23 protein-coding genes and 1 other RNA gene are annotated in these 26816 nt (G+C 72.0%); 18 read left to right on the top strand and 6 right to left on the bottom strand.

Annotated features, from left to right (window positions below; genetic code table 11):
* Nucleotides 1-22 precede the first annotated feature (22 nt).
* Genes ABFY07_RS08515 through ABFY07_RS08505 form a run of 3 tightly spaced genes read left to right on the top strand, consistent with a single transcriptional unit; the run spans nt 23 to nt 2968 of the window.
* The gene (locus tag ABFY07_RS08515) at nt 23-907 is read left to right on the top strand and encodes a Nif3-like dinuclear metal center hexameric protein (RefSeq protein ID WP_346173863.1); all 885 of its coding nucleotides are present in this window, start codon (nt 23-25) and stop codon (nt 905-907) included.
* On the top strand, nt 904-1647 hold the full coding sequence (locus ABFY07_RS08510) for a zinc ribbon domain-containing protein (RefSeq protein ID WP_346174031.1): 744 nt from the start codon (nt 904-906) through the stop codon (nt 1645-1647). The genes ABFY07_RS08515 and ABFY07_RS08510 overlap by 4 nt, the downstream gene beginning before the upstream one ends.
* A 4-nt stretch (nt 1648-1651) precedes the next feature.
* On the top strand, nt 1652-2968 hold the full coding sequence (locus ABFY07_RS08505) for a bifunctional RNase H/acid phosphatase (RefSeq protein ID WP_346173862.1): 1317 nt from the start codon (nt 1652-1654) through the stop codon (nt 2966-2968).
* A gap of 124 nt (nt 2969-3092) precedes the next feature.
* Here ABFY07_RS08505 and eda read toward each other — a convergent pair whose 3' ends face one another.
* A complete protein-coding gene (eda, locus tag ABFY07_RS08500; RefSeq protein ID WP_346173861.1) occupies nt 3093-3743 on the bottom strand; it encodes a bifunctional 4-hydroxy-2-oxoglutarate aldolase/2-dehydro-3-deoxy-phosphogluconate aldolase in 651 nt (216 codons plus the stop codon).
* A 152-nt stretch (nt 3744-3895) separates the two neighbouring features.
* Nucleotides 3896-4693, bottom strand: coding sequence for a peroxide stress protein YaaA (gene yaaA / locus ABFY07_RS08495; protein ID WP_346173860.1), 798 nt, complete (start codon nt 4691-4693; stop codon nt 3896-3898).
* Between the two features lie 186 nt (nt 4694-4879).
* On the opposite strand from yaaA, the gene ABFY07_RS08490 reads away from it, so the two are divergent.
* Both ABFY07_RS08490 and rnpB read left to right on the top strand, forming a co-directional pair.
* Nucleotides 4880-5449: a Uma2 family endonuclease gene (locus ABFY07_RS08490; protein WP_346174030.1), complete on the top strand. Its 570-nt coding sequence runs from the start codon at nt 4880-4882 to the stop codon at nt 5447-5449.
* A gap of 58 nt (nt 5450-5507) precedes the next feature.
* Nucleotides 5508-5911: RNase P RNA component class A (gene rnpB, locus ABFY07_RS08485), an RNA gene on the top strand.
* Between the two features lie 16 nt (nt 5912-5927).
* Here the strand turns inward: rnpB and ABFY07_RS08480 are convergent.
* Nucleotides 5928-7601, bottom strand: a complete 1674-nt coding sequence (locus ABFY07_RS08480) for an FAD-binding oxidoreductase (protein ID WP_346173859.1) — start codon at nt 7599-7601, stop codon at nt 5928-5930.
* 326 nt (nt 7602-7927) lie between these two features.
* Here ABFY07_RS08480 and ABFY07_RS08475 point away from each other — a divergent pair, with 326 nt between their 5' ends.
* From ABFY07_RS08475 to ABFY07_RS08425, 11 genes are read left to right on the top strand one after another with little or no spacing between them, the layout of a single operon-like run.
* The gene (locus tag ABFY07_RS08475) at nt 7928-9847 is read left to right on the top strand and encodes a fatty acyl-AMP ligase (RefSeq protein ID WP_346173858.1); all 1920 of its coding nucleotides are present in this window, start codon (nt 7928-7930) and stop codon (nt 9845-9847) included.
* Nucleotides 9844-10116: an acyl carrier protein gene (locus ABFY07_RS08470; protein WP_346173857.1), complete on the top strand. Its 273-nt coding sequence runs from the start codon at nt 9844-9846 to the stop codon at nt 10114-10116. The genes ABFY07_RS08475 and ABFY07_RS08470 overlap by 4 nt, the downstream gene beginning before the upstream one ends.
* A gap of 3 nt (nt 10117-10119) precedes the next feature.
* Nucleotides 10120-10926, top strand: coding sequence for an acyl-ACP desaturase (locus ABFY07_RS08465; RefSeq protein WP_346173856.1), 807 nt, complete (start codon nt 10120-10122; stop codon nt 10924-10926).
* A complete protein-coding gene (locus ABFY07_RS08460; protein ID WP_346173855.1) occupies nt 10926-11219 on the top strand; it encodes an acyl carrier protein in 294 nt (97 codons plus the stop codon). Before ABFY07_RS08465 ends, ABFY07_RS08460 begins: the two co-directional genes overlap by 1 nt.
* Entirely contained in the window at nt 11212-12456 is a 1245-nt protein-coding gene (locus ABFY07_RS08455) for an aminotransferase class I/II-fold pyridoxal phosphate-dependent enzyme (protein WP_346173854.1), read from the top strand. The genes ABFY07_RS08460 and ABFY07_RS08455 overlap by 8 nt, the downstream gene beginning before the upstream one ends.
* On the top strand, nt 12453-14174 hold the full coding sequence (locus ABFY07_RS08450) for an AMP-binding protein (protein WP_346173853.1): 1722 nt from the start codon (nt 12453-12455) through the stop codon (nt 14172-14174). The genes ABFY07_RS08455 and ABFY07_RS08450 overlap by 4 nt, the downstream gene beginning before the upstream one ends.
* 2 nt (nt 14175-14176) lie before the next feature.
* Nucleotides 14177-15241 (top strand): methyltransferase, encoded by a 1065-nt coding sequence (locus ABFY07_RS08445; RefSeq protein ID WP_346173852.1) that lies wholly within the window; start codon nt 14177-14179, stop codon nt 15239-15241.
* Between the two features lie 5 nt (nt 15242-15246).
* Nucleotides 15247-16425 carry an acyl-CoA dehydrogenase family protein gene (locus ABFY07_RS08440; protein WP_346173851.1) on the top strand — a complete coding sequence of 393 codons (1179 nt, stop codon included), beginning with the start codon at nt 15247-15249 and terminating at the stop codon, nt 16423-16425.
* A gap of 41 nt (nt 16426-16466) precedes the next feature.
* Nucleotides 16467-18827, top strand: a complete 2361-nt coding sequence (locus ABFY07_RS08435) for an MMPL family transporter (protein ID WP_346173850.1) — start codon at nt 16467-16469, stop codon at nt 18825-18827.
* Complete coding sequence (locus tag ABFY07_RS08430) at nt 18760-20106, top strand: hypothetical protein (RefSeq protein ID WP_346173849.1); 1347 nt, start codon at nt 18760-18762, stop codon at nt 20104-20106. Before ABFY07_RS08435 ends, ABFY07_RS08430 begins: the two co-directional genes overlap by 68 nt.
* Nucleotides 20107-20124: 18 nt before the next feature.
* Nucleotides 20125-20574 (top strand): SRPBCC family protein, encoded by a 450-nt coding sequence (locus tag ABFY07_RS08425; RefSeq protein WP_346173848.1) that lies wholly within the window; start codon nt 20125-20127, stop codon nt 20572-20574.
* A 256-nt stretch (nt 20575-20830) separates the two neighbouring features.
* On the opposite strand, the gene ABFY07_RS08420 is transcribed toward ABFY07_RS08425, so the two are convergent.
* The 3 genes from ABFY07_RS08420 to ABFY07_RS08410 all read right to left on the bottom strand — a co-directional run bounded on the left by ABFY07_RS08420 (nt 20831) and on the right by ABFY07_RS08410 (nt 23179).
* A complete protein-coding gene (locus tag ABFY07_RS08420) occupies nt 20831-21511 on the bottom strand; it encodes a response regulator (RefSeq protein ID WP_346173847.1) in 681 nt (226 codons plus the stop codon).
* A gap of 265 nt (nt 21512-21776) precedes the next feature.
* Complete coding sequence (locus ABFY07_RS08415) at nt 21777-22361, bottom strand: hemerythrin domain-containing protein (protein ID WP_346173846.1); 585 nt, start codon at nt 22359-22361, stop codon at nt 21777-21779.
* Between the two features lie 155 nt (nt 22362-22516).
* Nucleotides 22517-23179 carry a hypothetical protein gene (locus ABFY07_RS08410; protein ID WP_346173845.1) on the bottom strand — a complete coding sequence of 221 codons (663 nt, stop codon included), beginning with the start codon at nt 23177-23179 and terminating at the stop codon, nt 22517-22519.
* Between the two features lie 419 nt (nt 23180-23598).
* Between ABFY07_RS08410 and ABFY07_RS08405 the strand changes: the two genes are divergently transcribed.
* Entirely contained in the window at nt 23599-25221 is a 1623-nt protein-coding gene (locus ABFY07_RS08405; RefSeq protein WP_346173844.1) for an alkaline phosphatase D family protein, read from the top strand.
* A 255-nt stretch (nt 25222-25476) separates the two neighbouring features.
* The gene (locus ABFY07_RS08400; RefSeq protein WP_428836892.1) at nt 25477-26808 is read left to right on the top strand and encodes a phosphatase PAP2 family protein; all 1332 of its coding nucleotides are present in this window, start codon (nt 25477-25479) and stop codon (nt 26806-26808) included.
* Nucleotides 26809-26816: the final 8 nt, after the last annotated feature.

The following is a 26816-nucleotide window of genomic DNA, read 5'->3' as shown; positions in this document are numbered from 1 at the left end:
GTGCGGGAGGTAGCCTTGCCCCGTGCCCGCACTCATCGACGTCCTCGCCGCACTCGACGCACTCTGGCCGCCCGAGCGGGCGGAGCAGTGGGACGCCGTCGGCACGGTGTGCGGGGACCCCGACGCCGAGGTCGGCCGCGTGCTGTTCGCCGTCGACCCCGTCCAGGAAGTCGCCGACGAGGCGGTGAAGCTGGGCGCCGACCTGCTGGTCACCCACCACCCGCTCTACCTGCGCGGGACGACCACGGTCGCGGCCTCCACCTTCAAGGGCCGGGTCGTGCACACCCTGATCAAGAACGACATCGCGCTGCACGTCGCCCACACCAACGCCGACCGCGCCGACCCCGGAGTCTCCGACGCTCTCGCCGGCGCCCTCGACCTGCGGATCACCGGCCCGCTGGTGCCCGACCCCACCGACCCGGCGGGCCGCCGCGGGCTCGGCCGGGTCTGCGAGCTGGACCACCCCGTCGCGCTGCGGGACTTCGCCGCGCGCGCCGCGGCCCGGCTGCCCGCCACCGCCCAGGGCATCCGCTTCTCCGGCGACCCCGACCGGCTGATCCGCACGGTCGCCGTCTGCGGCGGCTCGGGCGACAGCCTCTTCGCCGAGGTGCGCGCGGCCGGAGTCGACGCCTACCTCACCGCCGACCTGCGCCACCACCCCGCCTCCGAGGCCCAGCAGGCCGCGGCTATGCCCGGCGGCGACGACCTCGCGCTGCTGGACGCCGCCCACTGGGCCACCGAGTGGCCCTGGGTCGAGCAGGCCGCCGCGCAGCTCGACGAGATCTCCGACCGTCACGGCTGGGGTCTGCGGACCCATATCTCCCGTACGGTCACCGACCCTTGGACCGCTCACGCGCCCACCCCCGCTCACGTCCCGCCCACCACCACCCCTGGAGCCCCCCGCTGAACGCCGCGCCCGCCGACCAGATCCGCCTCCTCGAGGTCCAGGCCCTCGACGTCCGGCTCTCCCAACTCGCGCACAAGCGCAGGACGCTGCCCGAGCACGCCGAGCTGGACGCCCTGAACGCCGACCTCACCCAGCTCCGCGACCTCCTCGTCGCGGCGCAGACCGAGGAGAGCGACACCGCCCGCGAGCAGACCAAGGCCGAGCAGGACGTGGACCAGGTGCGCCAGCGCGCCGCCCGCGACCAGAAGCGCCTGGACTCCGGTGCCGTCACCTCCCCGAAGGACCTGGAGAACCTCCAGCACGAGATCGCCTCCCTCGCCAAGCGCCAGAGCGACCTGGAGGACGTCGTCCTGGAGGTCATGGAGCGCCGCGAGGCCGCGCAGGAGCGGGTGGCCGAGCTGACCGGCCGCGTCCAGTCGCTGCAGGACCGGATCGGCGACACCACCGCCCGCCGGGACGCGGCGGCCGGGGAGATCGACGCCGAGGTGGCGACCGTCACCAAGGAGCGCGGGGTCATCGCCGGCACCATCCCCGCCGATCTGCTGAAGCTCTACGACAAGCTGTGCGAGCAGCAGGGCGGCGTCGGCGCGGCCCGGCTCTACCAGCGGCGCTGCGACGGCTGCCGCCAGGAGCTGGCGATCACCGAGCTCAACGAGGTGCGGGCGGCGGCCCCCGACGCGGTGGTCCGCTGCGAGAACTGCCGCCGCATCCTGGTCCGTACGCCCGAGTCGGGGCTGTAGGCCGGTGCCCCGCCGCTTCCTCGTCGAGGCGGACGGCGGCTCCCGGGGCAACCCGGGACCGGCCGGCTACGGCGCGGTCGTCCGCGACGCGGAGACCGGCGAGACCCTCGCGGAGGCGGCGGAGTACATCGGCACCGCGACCAACAACGTCGCCGAGTACAAGGGCCTGATCGCCGGGTTGCGGGCGGCACACGCCCTCGACCCGGAGGCCGAGGTCCAGGTCCGGATGGACTCCAAGCTCGTGGTCGAGCAGATGTCCGGCCGCTGGAAGATCAAGCACCCCGGCATGCGCCCGCTCGCGGCCGAGGCGAGGGTGGTCTTCCCGCCGGGCCGGGTGTCGTACGAGTGGATCCCGCGCGAGCGGAACAAGCACGCGGACCGGCTCGCCAACGAGGCGATGGACGCGGGCAAGCGGGGCGAGCAGTGGCGGCCCAAGCCGCCGCCGGGGGGCTCACTGGCGGGCGCGGAGGATCTCGCGGGGGCGGCGGCGGGCGCGACGCCGGCCGGGGCCGCGGGCGGCGGGGCGGAGCCGTCCGCCGACGACGCCCTGGAGGCACCCACGGCGACCGCCGCCCCGCCTGCGACCCCGGCGACTGCGACCCCGCCGACCGTCACCCCGACGGCGGCGCCCTCTGAGAGAACCGGTACCACGACCCCGACCGCCGCACCCCGTGGCTGGGCCGCGCCCGCCGACCTGGGCGCGCCCGCCACCCTCGTCCTGCTGCGGCACGGCGAGACCGCGCTCACCCCCGAGAAGCGCTTCTCCGGCAGCGGCGGCAGCGACCCCCACCTCTCCCCCGTGGGCCGCCGCCAGGCCGAGCTGGTGGCGGCGGCGCTCGCGGCGCGCGGCACCATCCAGGCCGTGGTCAGCTCACCGCTCACGCGCTGCGTGGAGACCGCCCAGGCGGTCGCGGCCCGCCTGGGCCTGGACGTCCGTATCGAGGAGGGGCTGCGGGAGACCGACTTCGGGGCCTGGGAGGGCCTGACGTTCGGGGAAGTACGGGAGCGCTACCCGGACGACCTCCAGGCCTGGCTCACCTCCTCCAAGGCGGCCCCCACCGGCGGCGGCGAGAGCTTCGCGACGGTCGCGCGCCGGGTGGCGGTCGCCCGGGACAAGCTGGTCGCGCGCTACGCGGGCCGTACGGTGCTGCTGGTCACCCACGTGACGCCGATCAAGACCCTGGTACGGCTGGCGCTGGGCGCGCCGCCGGAGGCGCTGTTCCGGATGGAGATCTCCGCGGCGTCGGTGTCGGCGCTGGCGTACTACGCGGACGGCAACGCGTCGCTGCGGCTGCTGAACGACACCGCGCACCTACGCTAACGGGCCAAAGCCCGAGTTGCGGTGAGTATGGGACAGCGACACGCCGACGCCACGGCGTGTCGCTGTCCCATACTCACCGCAGATTTCAGCGCCGGCGACCGCCTGACGGCGCCCGCGCCCGTCATCAGGCGTGCAGCGCCGCCGCCTCGCGCGCGAGGTGCTCCACGCGCCCCCAGTCCCGCGCGGCCACCGCGTCCGGCGGCAGCATCCAGGTGCCGCCGACGCAGCGCACGTTGGGGAGGGCCAGATAGCCCGGGGCGAGGGACGCGTCGATGCCGCCCGTGGGGCAGAAGCGGGCCTGGGGGAGTGGCGAGGCGAGCGAGCGCAGATAGGCCGTCCCCCCGGCCGCCTCCGCCGGGAAGAACTTCATCTCGCTCACCCCGCGCTCGAGCAGCGCCACGACCTCCGACGCGGTCGAGACCCCGGGCAGGAAGGGCACGCCCGAGGCGCGCATCGCGTCCAGCAGCCGGTCCGTCCACCCGGGGCTGACGAGGAAACGCGCCCCGGCCGCGACGGCCGTCTCCGCCTGCTCCGCCGTCAGCACCGTCCCGGCGCCGACGACCGCCCCGGGCACCTCCTCGGCGATGGCCCGGATCGCGTCCGGCGCGGCCGGGGTACGCAGCGTCACCTCGATCGCCGGCAGCCCGCCCGCGACGAGGGCGCGGGCCATCGGCACGGCGTGGGCCGCGTCGTCGATGACGACGACGGGGATGACGGGGGCGAGGTCGAGTACGGAGGGCGTGGCGGAGGGGGCGGCGCTGTTCACGGCCGCCATCCTGCCGCCGCCGCACACTCTTCGCAACGCCCGTTGCGCATGCTGCAACGGGCGTGTCTCGTCAGCGCCCGGCGGCCGCTTCGGGATCAGCGGGGAGTCGGCCCGGCGGCTCGGCAAGGAACTCGCCGAGCCGGGGGCCGGCTCGCTCGGGCCTACACCTCGGTGACCACCACATCCACCCCCCAGCCCCGCCCGGGCTTGCCGGGCGCGGCCGCCTCCACGGTGTACCCGAGCCCCCGCAGCGCCTCCACCAACTCCTCCGGCCCGCTCGGCTCCGCCCCCGCCACCAGCAGATCCCGCACCAGCCGCCCCTTGGTCGCCTTGTTGAAGTGGCTGACCACGGACCGTTTCTCGACCCCGTCCACGATCTTCGACTGCAGCACCCGCACGGTCGCCGTACGCTCCGCCACCTCACCCTTCGGCTTCCACGCCGCCGCGTACGCCGCCGACCGCAGATCCAGCACCAGCCCGTCCCCGGCCACCTCGGGCATCACCTCGCCCATCGGCGCCCGCCAGAACGCCCCGAGCGCGCCGAGGCCCGGCAGCTTCACGCCCATCGAGCAGCGGTACGACGGGATCCGGTCGTCGATCCGTGCGGCGCCCCACAGCCCCGAGAACACCAGCAACGACCGCTCGGCCCGCCGCCACGCGGCCGCCGGGAGGCTGGCCAGCCCCAGCGCGTCGTACAGCACACCGGTGTAGATCTCCCCGGCCGGCCGCGTCCCGGCCTCCCGCAGCGCCGCGTTCTTCGCCACCTCACCCCGCAGCCCCTCGCTCAGCCCGAGCACCTCGGCGGCCTTCCCCACATCCCCCGAACACAGCCCCACCAACTCGTCGAGCACCGCCGCCCGTGCCCCGCCCAGCCCCGGCAGCGAGAGCGCCCCCAGCTCCACCGGACTCCCCGACTCCGCCGGAGCCTTCCCCTCCGACGGCGGCAACAGCACGAGCACGGTCTTCTCTCCCTCGCTTCACGACTCCCGGGCCTCACGGCTTCCAGGCGGGCCCGTGGCAGCCTACGGCCCCGCGCGGGAGTATCTGTGCCACGATCGAGTGAGGAAGACTTCTTTCCGTGCGGTGCCGGCCCCCTCGGTACCTACGGTGGCGGCGAGACAGGGAAGGGGCGTGGCATGAGCGCCATGGCACACGAACCGCTCACGCAGGAGGAAGTCCTGCTGGAGGGTTTCTTGGCCCTGGGGACGCCGGAAGGCTTCCGGGCCGAGCTGATCGAGGGGGAGATCGTCGTGACACCGCCGCAGGATGGGGACCACGAGACCTACATCAGCCGGATTGTCAGGCAGGTGATCAGGAAGTCCGCCACCGACATGGAGTTCTCCGGCAACAAGGGGCTCAAGGTCCCGCGCGGTGGACTGTGCGTGCGCAACCATGTGATCCCCGACGGGACGTTCGCTCCCGCTGAGCAGTGGCCCTTCCGTGGCGCCGAGTCCTGGATGCCATGCGAGGGCGTATCCATGGTCGTCGAGGTCACCTCGACCAAGCCGGACCGCGACCGGGAGGCCAAGCGCCACTGCTACGCGAACGGAAACATCCCGCTCTACCTCCTCGTCGACCGGGAGAAGAGCTCGGTCACGTTGTTCAGCGACCCGGAGAAGGCCGATTACCGGGAGGTCGTCACGGTCCCCTTCGGCAAGTCGATCAACCTTCCCGCGCCCTTCTCCTTCCCCCTCGAGACCGCCGACTTCCTCTGACCTCCACCGCGCGGCCCTGGCCACCGCACGCCCCGGGTACCATGGTCACCACGGCGGACGAGCCGGCCGGGCGGTCGCGTCGGGGTCCTTCGGGATCCCGCCGAGGAACGTCCGGGCTCCACACGGCAGGGTGGTGGGTAACGCCCACCCGGGGTGACCCGCGGGACAGTGCCACAGAAAACAGACCGCCGGGAGCCGCGAGGCTTCCGGTAAGGGTGAAACGGTGGTGTAAGAGACCACCAGCGTCCGAGGTGACTCGGACGGCTCGGTAAACCCCACCCGGAGCAAGGTCAAGAGGAGCCGCCCAGGCGGCTCTGCGCGGACGACCGAGGGCTGCCCGCCCGAGTCCGCGGGTAGACCGCACGAGGCCGGCGGCAACGTCGGCCCTAGATGGATGGCCGCCGCCCCAGGGACCGCAAGGGCCCTGAGGAACAGAACCCGGCGTACAGGCCGACTCGTCCGCCCCACCTCTGATGGTTCACCGGGCCGTCATCCCGTCCGCCCCCCCACCACGGGCCGGGCGGATGGAGAGGGCGTGGTGGAAGACGTCGCGCGGGTCCCAGCGGGTCTTGGCCGCGCGCAGGCGGGCGTGGTTGGTCTTGTAGTAGAGGGTCTGCCAGGGCGTGTCCGAGGTGTTCCAGCGGGGGTCGGCGAGGTCGGTGTCCGGGTAGTTGATGAAGGCGCCGTCGGTGGTCTTGTTGGGCACCGGGACGCCGCCGGTGGCGGCGAAGAGGTCTCGGTAGCAGGCGCGGATCCAGGCGAGGTACTCGGCCGCCTGGTCGGGAGCGGACCAGGAGGCGAGGCAGGAGAGCTTCAGTACGGAGTCGCGGTGGGGCATGGCGGTGGCGGTGGGGGAGAGGGTGTTGACGGCTCCGCCGTAGGTGTTGAGGACGACGCTTCCGGCGATCACATCGGTGTCCGCGCGGGTGAGGTGGTGGTGGACCGCGGCGATCTGGTGGTCCGTGAGGCGGCGCCGGAGGAAGGCCGACTTGATCTTGATGTGCCAGTCGCCCACCGCCTCGCCCGAGCCGTTCAGCGCGGCGGTGAGCCAGGGCAGCCGGCGGATCACCAGGTTGGTGGGGCGGTTGGTGCCCGCGCTTATCGCGTGGAGGAAGCCGTCGAGCAGGCGGCGGTCTTCGCCGGGTTCCGCCGTGACCTGGCCGAGGAGGAGATGGGCGCCCGCGGCGCGGCGGGTGAGGGCGAACTCGGCGTAGAGCGCGGCGTACGGGTCGTCGGCGGTGCCGTGGCGCTCGGCCCACTCGCCGTGGTTGCGCACCATGCGGGTGAAGCGCGCCTCGTCCATGCCCTGCCAGCTCCAGTCCGCGGTGAAGGTGAGCGCGGTCCTGGTGGGGGTCGGCAGCATACGGGTCGCGTCCGTGCCGTCCGTGGCCTCGGGGGAGCGGAACCAGAAGCGGGTCACGACGCCGAAGTTGCCGCCCCCGCCGCCGGTGTGGGCCCACCACAGATCGCGGTGCGGGTCGTCCTCCTCCCGGGTGGCCACGACGGCGCGCGCCGTGCCCGCGCGGTCCACGACCACGGCCTCCACCGCGTAGAGGTAGTCGCTGACCAGCCCGAACAGCCGGCACAGCGGGCCGTATCCGCCGCCGGGCACATGCCCGCCGGCGCCCACCTCGGCGTGGTAGCCGGCCGGTAAGGTCACGCCCCAGCCGAGGTACAGCTTCCGGTACACCTCCCCGAGGGTGGCCCCGGCCTCGACGGCGAAGGCCCGGCGCCGGGGGTCGAAGGAGACCTCCCGCATGGGCGACATGTCGATGACGGCCTTGACGCCGGGGTTGTCGACGAAGTCCTCGAAGCAGTGGCCGCCGCTGCGGACGGCGAGCCGCGCCCCGGACCGTACCGCCTCCTGGACGGCCCGTACGACCTGTTCCGTCGAGCCGACCAGGTAGACGCGGTCGGGCCGGCCCCGGAATCGGTTGCTCGCCCCCCGCGCGATCAGGTGGTCGTAGCGGGGGTCGGCGGGGGACACGCGCAGGGGGCCTTCGGGCAGCCAGTCCGACGCGCAGGTGGCCTCCCCGGCGGCGCCCGCCGCGCCCGCCGCCGACGCCGCCGACGGGGTCAGTGCCAGGCCCGCGCCCGCCGCCGAGGCGGCCCGCAGGACGGTGCGTCGGTTGTGCTCGTCTGTCGAACCCATGGCTGTTCCCTCACTGTTCCGTGGACAGGGTGGCCTCCGACGTTAGAAAGGAACAGCGGCCGTGAGAGGTGGCCTGGGGCGTGTATCCGGGGTACATCCGGCACCACCTCGCCCCGGGGGATTCCCCCCTCGGGGCGCGGCTTCCGCCGTTCCTCGCCGTTCCCGCCGCCGAGTCGCAACCCTCCGCGGCACACCCGCCCGGCCCCACCCTCTGGGGTTGAGGCGGTGTGCCGCGGGAGGTTGACCCCGGGCTTCCGCCCCGGTTGCAGCGTGAGTTCCACCGGGCGCGGGATTCCGTGAGGTGCCGGTCTCGCTATTTTCTTGCCATGTCGCACGGCGCCGGGACCGAAATACCGGTCCGGCAAAACGATGCCCCCTTGCCGTGGGGTGTACGTGCACGTGGAGGTTTCCAGCACGTGAGCTTGTCTCGTGTCATCGCTCGGTTGTCGTCAACCTCCCGGGGCTTCACCTTCGTCTCCGGGGATTCCACTGATTTTCTCAGCTTCGCGGAACTGAAGGCCGCCGGTGAGGACTTCGGCAGAAGGCTCGCTTCCGCGGGTTTTCAGCGAGGTGACCGGGGCATTCTGATGCTGTCCGGTCAGCGTGAGTTCATCATCGCCTTCGTCGGTATGGTGCGGGCCGGTGTCATTCCCGTGCCGGTTTTCCCGCCGGCGATGCTGACCCGGATCGAGGCCTACCGGGAGCGCCTGCACTCGATCCATGCGTCGTGTCTGCCGCGGCACATCGTCGCCGATGACGCGCTGTTCGACATCTGCGTCGAGGCGGTGGGGGAGAAGCCCGTCAACTTCGCTGAGCTCGCCGCCGGGGCGCCGACCGGGGAGCTGGTGGAGCCGGACGGCGGGGAGCCGCTGTTCCTGCAGTACACCTCCGGGAGCACCGCCGGCCCCAAGGGTGTCGTCGTCACGCACGACAACCTCCTGGAGAACCTGCGGTCCATGAACGAGGCGCTGGGGACCTCCCCGGAGCGCGACCGGTTCGTCAGCTGGCTGCCGCTGTACCACGACATGGGGCTCATCGGCTGCATGCTCGGGCCGCTGGTGTACGAGATCCCCGCCTGGTTCATCCCGCCGTACGACTTCGCACGCCGCCCCACCACCTGGCTCGACTGGATGTCGCGGGTCTCGGGCACCTTCAGCTACGCGCCCAACTTCGCGTACGAGCTGGTCACCCGCCGGGCGACCGACAAGCAGCTGGCCGGCTGGGACCTGTCCGCGTGGCGGGTGGCGGGGGTCGGGGCGGAGCCGGTGCGGCCGGGGACCATGCGGGAGTTCGGCGAGCGCTTCGCCGCCGCCGGGTTCGACGCGGCCGCCATCACCCCCTCCTACGGGCTGGCGGAAGGCACCCTGGGGGTCGCCTTCACCCCGGTCGGCCAGGGGCTCCGTACGCTGTCGGTGGACGCGGCGGCCCTGAGCGAGCGGGGCGTCGTCCGGCCGGTGGAAGGCGGGGCGGGGGGCGGGGCGAAGGCCGAAGCCGGCGTGGAGGCGGGCGCCGAGCCCGGGGCCGACGTCCGCGAGATCGTTTCGTGCGGGCCGCTGCTGAGTGGCTGGGAGATCCGTATCCGCGCCGCCTCACAGGAGCCGGCCGACGGGAAGTCCGCCGAAGGGCAGCCCGCCGCAGGGTTCGCCGGCGAGCCGGCGTCCGCCGAGGGGCAGTCCGGCGCAGGGTCCGCCGGGGAGCCGGCGTCCGCCGAGGGGCAGTCCGGCGCAGGGTCCGCCGGGGAGCCGGCGTCCGCCGAGGGGCAGATCGAGATCCGCGGGGCCAGCGTCGCGCGCGGCTACTGGGAAGCGCCCGAGCTGACCGGTGAGACCTTCCAGGACGGCTGGCTGCTTACCGGCGACCTCGGTTTCGTCCACGAGGGCGAGGTGTACGTCACCGGCCGGACGAAGGACCTGGTCATCCATCACGGCCGCAACTACCACCCCACGGACATCGAATGGGCCTGCCTGGGGCTCCCGGGGGTGCGCCCCGACCATGTGATCGCCTTCGGCACCCCGGACGAGCGCCTGGTGGTGGTCGCCGAGCACAAGCCGGCGAGTTCGCCACCGGACCTCGCGCGGCAGATCGCCACCCGGGTCCGCGGCGCGGTCGGGGTGACGCCCGACGACGTGGTGCTGGTGAGGCCCGGCACCCTGCCCAAGACCAGCAGCGGCAAGCTGCGGCGTGCCGCCTGCCGCGACGCGTATTCCCGAAAAGCCCTCGCGGGCCATGGAGGAGCACAGCAGTGACGACGGCGGACCTGACGGAAGAAGAAGCGCTCGGCATCGTGGCCAAGGCCGCGGCGGAGGTGGACCCCCGGCTGGCCGAGCGGACGTTCACGCCGGCGGACGACATCGGGGAGATCGGCCTGGACTCGGTGGCCACCCTGGAGCTGATCGTCTCCATCGAGGACCAGACCGGGCTCAGCTTCGACGACGACGTGCTGTTCGGCGTCAGCACCGTCGGCGACGTCGTCGAGCTGATCCGCGGCGGCACGCCCGCGGCCCGGGAGGGATGAGCCGTGGACCTCCTTTCAGAGGAGACTCTGTACCGGCAGTACATGGAATTCTTCGAACTCGCCGAGCGCCGCCGCCGCTGGAGCGTCTTCGACGACATTCCGTGGGACACATGGCAGGAGCAGAGCCGGGACGAGAACCTCGCCCAGTGCGCGGAGACCTTCCTCGGCGTGGAGATGTATCTCCCGGACTATGTGGCCGAGGGGCTCAATCTCGTACGGGAATCCTTCGGGCAGGCCTGGTTCCAGGTCAACTGGGGGTATGAGGAATCCAAGCACGCGCTCGCCCTGAAGGAATTCCTGCTGCGCAGCGGCCAGCGCACCGAGGAGCAGATCCGGGAATTCGAAAGCAAGGTGCTGAGCCGGCGGTGGACCATGCCGCACAGCACGCCGCGCAGAATGTTCGTGTACGGCGCGATCCAGGAGAAGACGACCTGGATGAGCTATCGGCAGCAGCTGAACCGGGCCCGTGACCTCGGCGATCCCGTGATGGCGGAGATATGCCGGTACATCGCCCGGGACGAGGCCGCGCACGCCGATTTCTACCGGCGCACCCTCCAGGCCTGCCTCCAGGAGGACTACGAGGGCACGCTCAAGGACCTCGCGCACGTGGTCAGGGAATTCAGGATGCCGGCCTACGACCTGCTGCCGGACTACGACAAGCGGCTGGCCGTCATGCAGGTCATCGGGATCGACCGCGAGGTGTTCTTCCGCGATGTCCTGATGCCGACCCTGAAGAAGGTCGGCGTCAGCCGCCGCGATCTGGTCAGGGCCCGCGGACTCCTGCGCCGGGAACAAGGAGAGGACGAGTGATGGCAGAGCAGTCCACGCGGGTGACGGACGAGACGGTCATGAAGGTGATCGTGGACCACTTGGTGGTCCGCGGGGTGTCCGCCGAGCGCATCGTGCGCGGCGCCACCTGGAAGGCCGACCTCGGCATCGACTCGCTCGACATCCTCACCCTCACCCAGGAACTCGAGGACACCTTCCACGTGAAGATCGGCGAAGAGGACGCGATCGACCTCCGCACCGTGGGGGACGCGGTCGACTTCATCGTGCGGACCTCCGGCGCCGGGACGGCGGGGGAGGGGGCCCACGGTGGCTGAGTACGGCGCGAGTTGGCTGAAGGACCTGCGGTCGTCGCAGTTCGTGACGGCCTACCACCGTGGTGTCGAGGCGGGCAACCTGCCGTTCTTCCGGAACGCGGAGTCCCTGCTCGACCCGGTCGTCACCATGGAGGGCGAGCCGCGGCTGATGCTGGGCTCGCCCAACTACCTGGGCCTGGCCAGCCACCCCCGGGTGGTGGCCGGGGCGAAGGCCGCCGTGGACCGCTACGGCACCTCGCTCACCGGATCGCGCATCCTCAACGGCACCACGGCCCTGCACCGGGAGCTGGAGGAGGAACTGGCGGACTGGCTGGGGGTCGAGGAGACCCTGCTGTTCACCACCGGCTTCCAGACCAACATCGGCACCATCAGCGCCCTGGTGGGCGTGGGCGACACCGTGGTGTCCGACTCCTTCGCCCACGCCTCGATGCTCGACGGCGTCGGGCTCTCCCGGGCCAAGCTGCGCGGCTTCCGGCACAACCGGATGGACCTGTTCGTCGACAGCGTCCGCCGCGCCAGGGCCGACGGCGGCCGGATCCTGGTCATCCTCGACGGGCTCTACTCGATGGAGGGGGACCTGCCGCCGCTGGACGAGATGCTGGACATCTGCCGGGAGAACGACGCGGCCGTGATGCTGGACGAGGCGCACTCCCTCGGTGTGCTCGGCGAGCAGGGCACCGGCGCCGCCGAGGTGTTCGGCGTCCAGGACCGGATAGACATCCGCATGGGCGCCCTGTCCAAGGCGCTGGCCGGGGTCGGCGGGTTCATCGCCGGCAGCCGTGAGCTGATCAACTACCTCCAGGTCACGGCTCGTTCCTTCGTGTTCACCACGGTCGGCGTCCCGGCGGCCCTCGGCGGCTCGCTGGAGGCGGTGCGCATCCGCCGCTCGGAGGAGGGCGCCCAGCTCGCCGAGGAACTGCGCCGCAACTCCCGCTTCCTGCGCACCGAACTCAAGGGCCTGGGCCTGCCCATGGGGCCCGACTCGGACCTCCCGGAGCGGACGACCCCCATCATCCCGGTCATCCTCGGCGACGACGACCTGGCCATGGAGTGGTGGCGGCAGCTGTACGACCGGGGCGTGTTCACCGGCGTGGCGCTGTACCCCGGCGTCCCGCCGACCGGGGCCATGCTGCGGATCTGCCCGATGGCCACCCACACCCGCGCCCAGCTGGAGCGGGCCCTCGAGGTGTTCGCCGAGGTGCAGAAGGTGATGAGGCGGAAGGCGGGCACCCCGTGACCGGTGCGCCCGGCGCCGCCCCCTCACCGCTGCTGTCCTGGCTGACCGCCCCGCGCACCGACCGCGGCATGCGGTTCGCCCGGGGCTCTGGCGGCTGGGACCTCTACACCTACGCCGACCTGGCCCATCTGGTCTCGCTGGCCAGCGCCGCCTTCCGGGCCCGGGCGCTGCCCGGCCGCCCGGGGGTGGTGCTGGCCACGCCCAACAGCGTCGGCTTCGTCACCGGCTACTTCGGCGCCGTCAACGCGGGCCTGGTCCCCACGGCCATCGCCCCGCCCGCCCGCTTCGGGGGGCGCGAGGACTACGTACGGCACGTGGCCCGCGTGCTGCGGCTGACCCGCGCCTCGGCGGTGGTCGGCGACCCGGTCCACCTGACGGTCCTCACCGACGCGGCCGAGGCGGCGGGCGAGGACGGCGGCGCCCCCGTCGCCGTGCTGTCCAGCGACTTCTCCACCGGCACCGAGACCGACCGGCTCAGCGCGGTGCCCGGCAGCGAGCTGGCCACCTTGCAGTTCACCTCCGGATCGACCAGCAGCCCCCGCGGGGTGCGCATCACCTGGGCGAACATGGAGGCCAACGCCCGCGGCAACGGCCGGCTGATCGACTACGACGCCACCCGGTCCACCGTCAGCTGGGTGCCGATGTACCACGACCTGGGGCTCGTCGGCTGTCTGATGACCATCGTGGCCCAGCAGGGGGAACTCTCCCTGATGCGCCCGGAGCAGTTCATCTACGACCCCCGGCGCTGGGTCGACTGCATCGCCCGCGAGGGGATGGCCTACACCGCGGCGCCGTCCTTCGGATTCGCCTACGCGGCCCGCCGGCTGAAGCCCGAGGACCTGAAGGGCGCCGACTTCTCCACCCTGCGCTCGGCCACCCTGGGAGCGGAGCGGCACGACCCGCGCGGGCTGTGGGAGTTCACCGAGCTGTGTGAGCCGTACGGCTTCGACCCCGCCGTGTTCACGCCCTGCTACGGCATGGCCGAGATGACGCTCGGCATCACCGGACACGCCCCGGGCACCGTGCCGCAGGCGGTCCACCTCGACTGGGAGTCGCTCACCCCCGAGCAGCCCGTCAAGGTCCTGGCCCGCGGCACCCTGCGGGACGCGGGCGCGGCCGACAGCCCGGCCCAGTGGCTGGTCGGCTCGGGGCTGCCGATCGAGGGCGTCTCGGTGGCCGTGGTGGACGGCGAGGGCCGGCCGCTTCCCGACGGCTACCTCGGCGAACTGGTCCTCTCCGGCAGCAGCGCGGCCGCCGGGTACGAGCCGCCGGACGCCGAGAGCTCGTCCCGCTTCGTCGACGGCCGCGTGTACTCCGGGGACGCCGGATTCCTGCTGGACGGCCAGACGTACGTGCTGGGGCGGCTGGGCGACGCGCTGAGCGTACGCGGCCGCAACATCTACGCCGAGGACCTGGACGCCCGCCTCGCGGACACCCCCGGCGTGGACCGGTACCGCTGCGCCACCCTCGTCGACGCCCGCCGGATCGTGGTGCTCGCCGAACACGAGCCCGGGCCGTGGGCCGAGCGGCTGGCCGAGGCGCTGTCCCTCTACATCGGTGGCGTGGTCGACGTCACCGTCGTCAGCTGCCGGCGCGGCACCATCCAGCGCACCTCCAGCGGCAAGCCCCGGCGCCGCCCCATGTTGACCCAGTACCTCGAACAGAAACTGCCCGGCGAAGTGGTCGCCCACCGCCCGCGGCGCCCCGAGGAAGGATGAGTATGACCGAGCACGACGAATCCGCCGACCAGCAGCTCAAACCGGTCGACGTCATCGCGCACTCCGCGCTCCCGGTCGCCGGCCTCATGCAGATCATCCTGGGGCACTGGGGGACCCAGGTGGTCTCCACCCTGGCCACCCTCGGCATCCCCGACTCGCTCGCCGACGGCCCGCGCAGCGCCGAGGACCTGGCCGAGCAGCACCGGGCCGACCCCCGGGCGCTGTACCGGGTGCTGCGGGCGGCGGCCACGCTGCGGGTCCTGGACCACACCGAGGACGAGACCTTCTCGCTCACGGAGGCCGGCCACTTCCTGCGCACCGACTACCCGTTCTCCATGCGCTACAACGCCATGCTGCACGGCTCGCGGTGGCACTGGGACCCGTGGTCGCTGGCCCCGGAGGCGGTGCGCAAGGGCGGCGAGACCTTCTCCGACCACCACGGCCTGCCCTACTACGAGTACATCGACCGGCACCCCGAGGAGGGCGACCTCTTCGACCACGCCATGACGGCCATGGCCGCCCAGGCCCAGCTGCTGGCCGTGCCGCTCCACGACTTCGGCAAGCACAAGGTGGTCGTGGACGTCGGCGGCGGCGCGGGCGTGGTGCTGTCCAACCTGCTGGAGACCCACGCCGGCCTGCGCGGTGTGCTGTTCGACCGGGAGCGGGTGGTGGACAACGCCAAGGGCCTGCTGACGGAGGCCGGGTTCGCCGACCGCGTCGAGTTCGTGCCCGGGGACATGTTCGCCTCGGTGCCCGGGGGCGGCGACTGCTACCTGCTGTCGATGGTCCTCAACGACTACAACGACGACAAGGCGCGCAAGCTGCTGGAGAACTGCCGGGCCGCCATGGACGAGGACGCCACCCTGGTCCTCTTCGACATGGTGATCCCGGGCAACGGCACCCCCTCCTTCGCCACCCTCGGCGACATCGAATGCCTGGTCGTCAGCGGCGGTGAGCTGCGCACGGAGCCCGAGCTGAACACCCTGCTCGGATCCGCCGGCTTCCGCCTCGAAGCCGTACACCGCGGCTTCTCCCCCGTCTGTGCCGTCGTAGCGAAGCCGGAGTAGTCACCATGGCCAACACGGAAACGTCCACGGCGAGCCGCCTCGGCGCCACCGAGCGCGCGGTGCTGGAGCGCCTGCTCCCCGGGCTCGACGAGAAGCTGGCGGCCCATCCGCTCGCGGAACTGGAGAAGCGCGGCGGCCCGGCCATCCCGGCGTTCCGGGAGGCCGGCGGGGCCGGGCTGCTGGTGCCGGCCGAGCACGACGGCCTGGGCGCCGAGCCGCTGGAAGCGGTCCGGATCCAGCGGGCCCTGGCCATGCGCTCGCCCTCGCTGGCGGTCGCCGCGATGATGCACCAGCTCTCGCTGGCCACCTTCACCGAGTACCTCACCCAGCACTGCGAGCCGGACGCGTTCGAGTGGATCCTGCTCAAGTCGATCGCGGGGGAGAAGCAGCTGGTCGCCTCGGCCTCCGCCGAGGCCAAGCGCGGCGGCAGCATGCTGGAGCCCACCATGCGCGCCCGCCGCGACGGCAAGTCGTTCGTCATCAGCGGCAGCAAGAAGCCGTGCAGCCTGTCGCAGTCGATGGACTGGTTCACCGCCAGCGTGCTGGTGGAGGGCGACGAGAAGTACGACGGCCACCTGGCCATGGCGCTGGTGCCCGCCGCCACCGAGGGCCTGGTGCGCCGCCCGTTCTGGGAGAGCGAGGTGCTCGCGGGCGCCGAGAGCGACGAGGTGGTGTTGGAGGACCTCGTCCTGGACGAGTCCCTGATGATCTTCACCGACCAGCGGCCCGGCACGCAGATGGACACCCTCCAGATCCGCGGCTGGACCTGGTTCGAGCTGCTGGCCGCCGCCTCGTACGTGGGCGTGGCCGGCTCCCTGGTGGCCAAGGCCCTGGCCGCCCCCCGGGCCTCGCGCGGCGAGCTGGGCGCCCTGCTGGTGAAGCTGGAGAGCGCCATGGGCGCCCTGGAGAACGTCGCCCGCGACATGACCGCCTCCCTCGAGGACCCGGGCGGCCAGCTGGCCCGCTCGCTGCTGGCCCGCTTCCAGGTCCAGGAGTCGGTGGTGGAGGTGTCCGCGGCCGCGGCCGAGCTGGCCGGCGGCATCTCCTTCATCCGCGACACCGAGGTCGGCTACCTCCTCCAGGCCACACGCGCCCTGGCGTTCCACCCGCCGGCCCGGGCCAAGGCCCTGCCCGCGCTGGCCGGTTACTTCCTGGGCGAGGACCTGGACACCACGGTCTACTGACACCCAGCGGACGGCACGGGGAGAAACCGGGGAGAGGGCACGTGACGGAGCGGTTCGTACGGTTCATCGGCCGGGTGCGGTGGCCGCTGCTCGCGGTGTGGGGCGTGCTGCTGGTGGTCAGCGGGGCGCTCGCCCTCTCGCTGCCGGACAAGCTGAGCGGCGGCGGCTGGTACGTCCCCGGGGCGCAGTCCACCTGGGTGGCGCAGCAGCAGAAGGACGGCTTCACCGGCCGCGGCGAGACCAGCGTCACGGTGGTGATCCACGACGAGCGCTTCGCCGCCGGGACGGACCGCTTCGACCGGCGGGTGCGCCAGGCCGTGGCGGACATCGAGGACGACGGCCGGCTCAAGGCCGCGTCCCACTACGGGTGGTCGACCTTCCGCGGCGCGACGGAGAACACGTTCGTCGGCCGGGACGGCCACACCGCGATCGAGATGTTCGGCCTCGACGTGGACGACGGCACCGCGCGCCGGATCCTCCCCGACATCCAGCGGGAGTTCGACGCGCGGTACGGGGAGCGCGGCCTGACCGTCGGCATGGTGGGCACGGCGCCGTTCTTCGGCGAGATCAACGTGCTCAGCGAGGAGGGCCTGGTCCGGGCCGAGGTGATCGTGCTGCCGCTGATCACCCTCATCCTGCTCCTGCTGTTCCGCAGCGCGGTCTCCGCGGTGATCGCCATGATCACCGCGGGGGCGGCCGCGGTGGTCACCTTCGCCGTCCTCTCCCTGCTCGCCGACTCCTACGACCTGTCGGTGTTCGTGCAGAACACCGCCACCATGCTGGGTCTCGGCGTCGGCATCGACTACTCCATGTTCATCATCCGCCGCTTCCGCGACGAGCTGGAACGCGGCGAACCGGTGGAGAACGCCCTGCGCGTCACGCTCGCCACCTCCGGGGAGACCGTGCTCGCCTCGGGCGTGACCGTCATCGTCTCCATGGCCACGCTGGCCTTCGTCGACCTGCCGGTGATCCAGTCGATCGCCCTCGGCGCCGCCCTGGTCGTCGCCGTGTCCGTGCTGGCCGCCCTCCTGCTGCTGCCCGTGCTGCTGTACGCGGTCGGCCCCCGGATCGGCCGGTGGGACCTGTTCGCCCGGCTGCGCCCGGCGAGCGCCACGGCCGACCCCCGCGAGCGCGGCTGGTACCGCTTCGCCCACCGGGTGCTGCGCCGCCCGGTGCTCGCCCTGGTCGGCGGCGGCGCGGTGCTGGCGGTGGGCGCGGTCCCGGCCCTGGGCCTGGACACCTTCACCCCGGACGCCCGGATCACCCCCACCACCTCGACCGTGCGCCAGTCCTACGACCGGGTGGAGGAGCAGTTCGGCAAGGGCGACGCCTCCCCGATGGTGGTGCTGATCCGCTCCGACCACCCGCTGCGCGGGGCGGGCGGACGGATCGCCGCGCTGCGCGACGAGCTGGGCGCCCTGGAACACGTCCGGCGGGTGGACTCGCCGCTGGACGTCCTGGAACAGGCCGCCCCGGGCCGCCCGTTCGACGCGCTCGCCCCCGGCGTACGCGACCGGCTGCCGGCCGCCGCCCGCGCCACGGTGGGCCACTTCGTCTCCAGGGACGCCACCGAGCTGATCGCGCAGGTGATCCCCGAGGACCACGCCTCCGCCACCCGGACTCGCCGGCTGCTCACGGAGGTCCGGAAGGTGGCGGCGAAGGCCGACGGCGACGGGCTGCGCATCGCGGTCGGCGGCCAGACCGCCGAGGGCGTGGACGCCAACAAGGTGATCGCCGACGGGCTGCCCACGGTCGTCGGGGTGATGCTGCTGGCGATCTTCGTCATCCTGATGCTGTCGTTCCGCTCGGTGCTGCTGCCGCTGAAGGCCATCGCGGTCAATGTGCTGTCGGTGTCCGTGGCGTTCGGCATGCTGGCCCTCGCCTTCCGGGAGGGCAGCCCGGTGGCCGAGGCGCTCGGCTTCGACCCGTCCGGCCGGGTCACCAACTTCGTACCGGTGCTCCTGCTCGCCCTGCTGTTCAGCCTGAGCACGGACTACGAGGTGTTCGTGCTGGGCCGGGTGCGCGAGTACTACAAGGCGGGGGCCGGCAACACCGAGAGCGTGGCGCTCGGCATCTCCGCCACGGGCCCGCTGATCACCGGGGCGGCGGTGCTGATGGTGGCGGTGTTCGGCGGCTTCACCCTCTCCGGCATCCAGCCCATCGGCGAGCTGGGCTTCGGCATGGCGGTGGCGATCGCCGTGGACGCCACGCTCGTGCGGATGTTCGTCGTCCCGGCCGCCATGAAGCTCATGGGCTCGGCCAACTGGTGGTTCCCCGGCCACCGCCGCGCATCGTCCACCCCCGCTCACTCAAGGACTAGGAGCACGCAACAGCATGGCAGCGAGCGACACGTGGCAGAGCTTTCCGCTGATCGAGGGCCTGAAGTCCCGCCGCGCCCGTAGATTCGGCATGGGGATGAACATCCCCGGCGGGCCGCTGGAGTACCGCAGCAAGCAGCGGCCGGTGCCGCTGACGGAGGAGGAGCAGGCCATCCTCACCTTCGCCGCGTGCGGCATCACCGGCCCCGCGCTGAACGACTGGAACTGGGAGAAGGGCAAGGGCGGAAACGTGATGGCCGGCGTGGTCGGCCGCACCGTCTCCAGCTCCGACGCGCTCCAGAGCGGGGCGATGGTGGTCATGGACGACGAGGCCACCTATCTGATCCGCCGGCCGGCCGACCTGACCACGGCGGAGCTGCGCCAGGTCCAGGACATGGTGGCCAAGAACGACTTCGTCGGGGCGTACCGGGCCACCCGTGTCAGGATCGGGACCGAGCGCCGTCACCCGCCGGTGGCCTCCCCGTACAACCTGACCGGCAACGAGTGGTCGCTGCACACGCCCGGGTCCACGTACTTCCTGCCGATCGAGGACCTGTCCTACCTCTACATCAACATCCTGCTGGAGTTCTTCAACGAGGAGATGGCGGCCTTCTGCCTGGACGAGCGGCGGTTCTACCTGCCGGCCGGGCTCGGCGCGTTCGGCAAGTCCAAGGGCGGCCACCTCGACGACGACCCGCGGAAGCTGAAGGCGCTGCCGATGGAGTTCGCCGAGCGGCTCCTGGTGGAGACGGCGGCCATCGAGATGGGCATGATGCTGCAGAACCTGGGCCTGGTCAGCCAGGCGCTGGGGCTCGGCGGCTTCCCGCACTACACCGGGCACGACGGCGCGTGGTTCGAGGCGCTGGACTTCCGGATGGCCGAGATGCCGATCAGCCGGTACTTCCGGGTGCCCACGGTCTCCAAGCTGGTCCTCAAGCTCCGCCGGCAGGACGCGAACTTCGCCTACCCGCTGGGCCTGGAGCGGGACGGCGAGGTGCTGCTCAAGCCCTACTGCCCGCCGTACTACGAGTCGATGGAGGCGGCCGTGCACGCGGTCGTCGAGCGCAAGTTCGGCCAGGACGGCATCTACCGCGGCGGCATCGGCCGGGGCGGCTGGCGGGAGCCGGAGAAGGTGGCGGCGGGGATCAGTGGGATCAGCCGTAAGGCGATCGACGCCACGGTGGCCTTCTGCGAGTACGTCTTCAGGAAGTCGGGCCGGTTCCCCTCGTACCTGCCCGCCTACCACACACAGATGGGATTCCAGTCCGTGCACCTCGACGTGGACTTCTACGACGAGTTCTACGACCCGTCCGTGGTGCCCGAGGTGCACCGGTCCCACATGCGGGACTGGCACGGGCGCTGACCGGGAGGGCGGGGAGCGGTGGACGAGGTCTCGATCTCCATCGCCGCCGCACCCGGGCGGGTGTGGCGGCTGGTCTCCGATGTCACCGGCATGGGCCGGTTCAGCCCCGAGTGCACCGGCGGCCGCTGGGTCGGCCCGGCCTCGGGCCCCGCGGTCGGGGCCCGGTTCCGGGGCAGCAACCGGCGGGGGCTGATCTTCTGGACCACGGACTGCACGGTCGTGGAGTGCGAGGAGGAGAAGGTCTTCGCGTTCGAGGTCGCCCAGTCGAAGGTGCGGTGGGGCTACCGGATCGAGCCGGAGAGCGCGGGGGTGGTGCTGACCGAGTGGCGGGAGCACTTCGGGCGTCCCAACCTCCTCATCCGGGCGGTCGACGCCAGCGGGCTCGTGGGCTTCCGGCGGGAGCGGCTGATGGTCGAGGGGATGCGCGCGACCCTGGCCAGGATCAGGGAGGCGGCGGAACGGGGGTGAGCCGCCCCGGGGGCCGGAAGCGCCGTCATCATCACCGGTCGCGGCCCGGCCCGCGGGGGCGGGCTCGTCAGCGGAAGGCAGAACTCATGGAAGGTACGGATTCACAGGCTTACGGGCTCATGTGCTCATGTGCTCATGTGCTTGCGGAGTCGTGGGCTTACGGGCTTACGGCTTTGAGGATTCGTGGGCTTGCGGGCTTGCGGGCTTGCGGGCTTGCGGGCTTGTGGGCTTGTGGGCTTGCGGAAGGGACGTACGGTCAGCCGACCGGCTGGGGCTGCGAGGGGACGACCAGGCCGCTTTCGTAGCCCAGCGCCACCGCCTGGGCCCGGCTGGTGATGCCCAGCTTGGTCATCGCGCGGTTCAGATGGGTCTTCACGGTGGCCTCGCTGATCTTCAGTTCCCGCGCGATGGCGGAGTTGCTGCGGCCCTTGGCGACGTGCCGCAGCACCTCGGTCTCCCGCATGGTGAGCATGGCCAGGCCGGCTCCCGAGGTCTCGGTGGCGGTGGCGCGGTGGGTGTACGCGTCGATCAGCCGCTCCATCACGCTGGGCGAGAAGGCCATGTCGCCGGTGGCGACCGCGCTGATCGAGGCGGTGAGCTTCTGCGGTGAGGTGTCCTTGAGGAGGATCCCGGCGACGCCCACCCGCAGGGCGGCCTGGATCTCCTCGTCGATGACCTTCGAGGCGGTGATGATGACGCGGGGCGGCCGGGCGGGTGCGGCCTCCAGGATGCGCTGGGTGGTGGCGATGCCGCCCAGCCGCGGCAGGGAGATGTCCATGAGGATGACGTCCGGGCCGTGCACGGCGGCCAGGGTGCGGGCGCCGTCGCCGTCGGCGGCCTCGCCGACGGCGCGCAGCCCGGGGGCCGAGCCCAGCAGGGTGGACAGCCCCAGTCTCGCCAGGGAATGCCCGTCGGCGATCAGGACCTTGATCGGCACTGCTTCCTCCCCCGTTATGGTCAACTCTTCGAGCTCCTCTCATCCACGACGACACCGGAAGGTGCCCGGCCGAGCAGAGACGGTTCAAGCGTCCGCAAAACTTAATCCGCCGCGCCTCATTTGTTGACGGACAGTCATGTTCCTGCCATCACGGGCGGCGTCGGCAGTGCTCGTCGCCCGCCGAGCGGGAGTCGTGCGTGCGCGAGGGACGGCGGGGCACCCGGCTCGCCGTCCCCCGCGCACACGTCTCCGGGCGGCGGTCCGCTCAGCCCCGCTTCTCCATGGCGTTGCGGACGGCGTCGCGGGTGCGGTCCATGATCGAGGCGATGGGGCCGAGGGCGAGGTTCTTGGCCGCGCTCTCCGTACCGGGGTGCGGATGGGTGGGCGCCACGGCCTCCGCGGCCTTGACCGCGCTGGCCATCCTGGTCAGCCGCTTGGCGTCGGTGTGGGCCCTGAGCTGGGTGAACTCCTGCTGCTCCTCGGCCTCCGCGTGCCGCAGCACCGCGTCGCGCAGGGTGATGAACAGCGGCATGAACTCCGGGTCCTCGTGGTTCATGGACTCCAGACGGCTCAGCTTCTCCTTGGCCTGCCGCTCCTCCTCCAGCCGCTCCCGGACCACCTGCTCGCCGCCCTCGAAGGCGCGGCGGGCGGTGGGGTGCACCACTTCCTCCTCCGCCGTCTCGTGCACGGCCAGCATGTGCACCAGGCGGCGGAACGCGTCCCGCCGCGCGTCTCCGGTGGCCCGCTCCACCTGCTGCAACATCTCGCGGATGATGTCGTGCTGATGGGTGAGCAGCGCCACGACGTCTTCGTCGGTGCTGGTCGCGCCGCGCTGCGTCCGGTCGGTCATCGTCGCTCCGTTCGGTCGGACTCGGGAACGGACGCCCGGATACCCTGATGCGCCCAGGTCAGTGCTTCACAGACGGCACCGGCCGTCCACCCGAAACGGCGCCGGACGCCCGGGTTTCATCCTTATGGCGCGGAGGCGGTTACTCCTTGCGGCGTTCAGCCGTCGAGCGCGGCGAGGGCCTTCTTCGCGGCGGCGACGGCGCCCTGGCGCATCTCGTCGGCGCCCGCCGCCTCGTGGGTCTCGAAGTCGCCGCCGTTGTAGGTCACGGTGACCACCGCGTTGGCCCGGCGCGCGACCACGACGGCCTCGCGTATGCGCTGCTCGTCGTCGGTGGTGACATTCAGGCTGACGGTCGCCTGGTCGCCGAGGCCGGGCACGGGGGTGCTGGGGCCGCCGCCCAGCGCCGAGCGGGCGCGCGCGGCCGCGGAGGCCGACACGTCGTACGAGATGTCCAGCCAGCGGTAGTCGAAGCCGCTCAGCGCGTGCCAGGAGCAGCCGGAGCGGTGGGCGGTGTCGCTCGTCCTCAGCTCGGTGCCGGCCGTCGCGGCGGCCGGGACCAGGTCCTTGACGGTGCCCGCCGGGAGGGTGGCGCAGGGCTCGGCCGGCGGCCGGGGGTAGCGCGGCGGGGCCGTACCGCGGCCCTGGCCGCCCGACGGCGGGGCCGGTGAGGCCGGGGCCGTCCGGGAGGGGTGCGGGGAGGCGGCGGAGGGCCCGGGGCGCGCGCCGGCGTCGTCGGAGGTGGTCATGGCCACGCCCGCGGCGGCGAGTACGGCGACCGGCAGCAGGCGGGCGACCAGCGTGAGCGGCAGAGAACGCACGGCGGTCTCTCTTCGGTCGTGAGCGGCATGGTGAGCGGCGCGAGTGGGAGACGACCATGCCATACGAACGTGTCTGCGAACACCCGGGGGGGCGCTTCGCGGGAAGGCCGGGCCAGCCGGCCGGCTGACCCTAAGGAGTGAAATCGCCACTTGATCCAATTATCTGATCAAGTGATTGGTTAAGTAGGGGTGGTGACGATCCGTACGCATGGCCCAGCAACCTACGTCTCGTCAAGTTGTTGCCTGCCGAGGGCATATCGCCGCAAAGGTCCCATCCCGCTGTGGAACTCACCGTTCCGACATCTTGATGACGTGTACAGGCTAGCGCCCGGCCGTCCTCTGCCCTTCCAATGCCTGTGACGCACGAAGCCAGACGCCACCCGCCACATGCCACACGCCACGAGCCAGGGGAGAGCCACATGGCACACCACCCGCACCAGCAGGCCATACGAGCCGCGGCAGCGCGCCTGGGCCGCCGCCGCTTCCTCACCGTCACCGGGGCCGCCGCGGCGCTCGCCTTCACCACCAACCTGCCCAGTGCCCACGCCGCCGAGCTGACCTCGCACTCCCTCACCGAGGACCCCTTCACCCTCGGCGTGGCCTCCGGTGACCCGCTGCCGGACGCCGTGGTGCTGTGGACCCGGCTCGCCCCGCGCCCGTACGAGCCGGGCAACGGGCTGCCCGACGAGGGTGTCGTACGCGTCGACTGGGAGATCGCGCACGACGAGCGCTTCAGACGCGTGGCCCGCAAGGGCACGGCCACCGCGCACGCCGAGTTCAACTACACCGTGCACGTCGACGCCAGGGGCCTCGACGCCGACCGCGTCTACTGGTACCGCTTCCGCGCCGGCCGGTTCACCAGCCCCGCCGGGCGCACCCGCACCGCCCCCGCCACCGGCGCCCACGTCCGCGAGGGCCGCTTCGGCCTGGTGTCCTGCCAGGCTTACCACGACGGCTACTTCACCGCCTACGGCCACCTCGCGGGCGAGGACCTGGACGCCGTCTTCCACGTCGGCGACTACCAGTACGAGTACGCCGTCAACGCGGTGGGCGGCGCCCGCAACTACACCGACCGCACCCTCCCCGCCCACTTCAACACCGAGACCGTCACCCTCGACCAGTACCGGCTGCGCTACGCCCTCTACAAGACCGACGAGGACCTCCAGGCCGCGCACGCCGCCTTCCCCTGGTACGTCACCTGGGACGACCACGAGACCGAGAACAACTACGCCGGCGACGTCGACGAGAACGGGGACCCGCCGGAGGAGTTCCTGATCCGCCGGGCCGCCGCCTACCGCGCGTACTGGGAGAACATGCCGCTGCGCATGCCCCAGCGGCCCGACGGCCCCGACATGCGGCTCTACCGCCGCTTCCACTACGGCAGGCTCGCCCAGTTCGACATCCTCGACACCCGCCAGTACCGCTCCAACCAGGCCTACGGCGACGGCTGGCAGTACCCCGGGCCCGAGTCCGAGGACCCGTCCCGCACCCTGACCGGCGCCGCCCAGGAGCGCTGGCTGCTCGACGGCTTCCACCGCTCCAGGGCCCTGTGGAACGTGATCCCGCAGCAGGTCACCTTCTCCCGGCGGAAGAACACCACCGCCGCCCGCTCCAAGCTCAGCATGGACTCCTGGGACGGCTACCCCGCCTCCCGCGCCCGGGTCCTCGCGGGCGTCGAGGCCGCCGGGATCGAGAACTTCGTCGTCCTCACCGGCGACGTCCACGTCCACTACGCCTTCGACATCAAGAAGGACTTCGACGACCCCGCCTCCCGCACCCTCGGCGTGGAGTTCGTCGGCACCTCCATCACCAGCGGCAAGGACGGCGCCGACAAGCCCGCCAACTGGGCCACGTACATGGCGGCCAACCCGCACATGAAGTTCTACAACGGCCGCCGCGGCTATGTGACGGTCACCCTGGACCGCGAGCAGGCCCGGGCCGACTACAAGACGGTCCCCGCGGTCACCACGCCGGGCGCGCCGCTCACCACGGCGGCGTCGTTCGTCAGCGAGGCCGGCAACCCCGGCCTCCATGAGGTCTGACCCCTCCCCCCAGCCGGGCCACCGCGGAGCGCGCGCTCCGCGGTGGCCCGGCTCTGTCGTCGGGCGGCCAGACCACCCGCACCGCTCCGATGGCATGATCGGACATTGACGAGAACTCTCATCGACTGTCCTTCACGAGAAAACTATGCTATTCGGCACGAAGAACGACCTCTTTACTCAATATCGAGCAAATCGGTCAAAAAATTGATACCTATAGTGTCGCGGGTGTTGTCGCGAATAGACCGCGTAAACCGCATATTGAAGTCCGGCGCATGGCGGCAGCCCCGGGCGATCCTGTGGGCCACGGCGGGTGTGGCGACCCTCGGGTTCCTCATCGCGCTGGAGATCACCGCGCATCACTACGGCCTTCCCGGGCCGATGGCCACCCAGGCGAAAGAGGTGATACTCCCCCCGAAGCCGGGGCCGCTGTACGGCGGCCTGGCGTTGATGATGGTGGTCCTCACCTGGCGGCAGCGCTTCATCGCGATCGGCGCCGCGATCGGCATCGACGTCGTCCTCGCCCTGGTGCGATGGGCGGCCGGCGTCGAGGTGCCCGAGGACCGGCTCTTCGGCAACGGCGCCATGTGGGTCATGCTGGGCTGCGCCGTCATCGCCCTCACCCGCCGCACCGGCAATGAGCGCGCCCTGCTGCTCAAGGGCGTCGGTCTCGGCCTGCTGCTGGTGACCGGCCGCAAGACCGGCGACACCTGGCTTCTCATCACCTCCAAGGCCCACCCGACCGTGCTCGACCCGTATGTGGCCACCGCCGACCACGCACTGGGCAACCCCTCCTGGCTGGTCGGCCGCGCTCTCGACGCCGCCGGTCCGATCCCCACCCAGATCGTCGCCGTCGTCTACGCCCAGCTCGCGGTCGCCGCGGTCGTCGTCGCCCTCTACCAACTGCGCAAGGTCGCGGCCGAGCGCCGCTTCCCCGGCCACCACCTGGTGCGCACCTTCCTGGTCATCGGCCTCGTCGGACCCGCCTTCTACATGATCTTCCCGGTGGTCGGCCCGGTCTTCGCCTACGGCCCCGGCGCCTCCGGCACCGGCGGCCCGGAATGGGCCCTGATCAACCTGTGGCCGCACACCCTCCCGTCCATCAGCCCCCCGCACCCGATGCCCTACGACGGCATCACCCCGCGCAACTGCATGCCCAGCCTCCACACCGCCTGGGCCGTCGCGATCTTCATCCACTCCCGCAAGGGCCCCCGCCTGCTGCGCTACGGGGGCACCTTCTGGCTGATCGCCACGCTCACCGCGACCCTCGGCTTCGGCTACCACTACGGCGTGGACCTCATCGCCGGCGTGGTCTTCGCCCTCACCATCGAAGCGGCCCTGCGCTCGTTCGACCGCGGCTGGAACCGGTCGGCAGTCCAGATGGTCGCCTACGGCACCACCGTCTTCGCCGCGCTCCTGGTCTCCTACCGCTATCTGCCGATGCAGATGGCCACCCATCCCTGGGTGTCCGGACCGCTGCTCCTCCTGGCGATGGCCTCCGTCATCCACGTCTACATACGCACCACCAGACTGTGGGAACCGGCGACCGCCCCGGCGCCACGGCCGGAACCGCAACCCGAGCCGGTGTGAGTCGCGGT

Source organism: Streptomyces sparsogenes subsp. cuspidosporus, from assembly GCF_039532705.1.
GTDB classification, from domain to species: domain Bacteria; phylum Actinomycetota; class Actinomycetes; order Streptomycetales; family Streptomycetaceae; genus Streptomyces; species Streptomyces sparsogenes.
The sequence above is the reverse complement of the archived record's forward strand: the minus strand, read 5'-3'. Positions and strand labels throughout refer to the sequence as shown.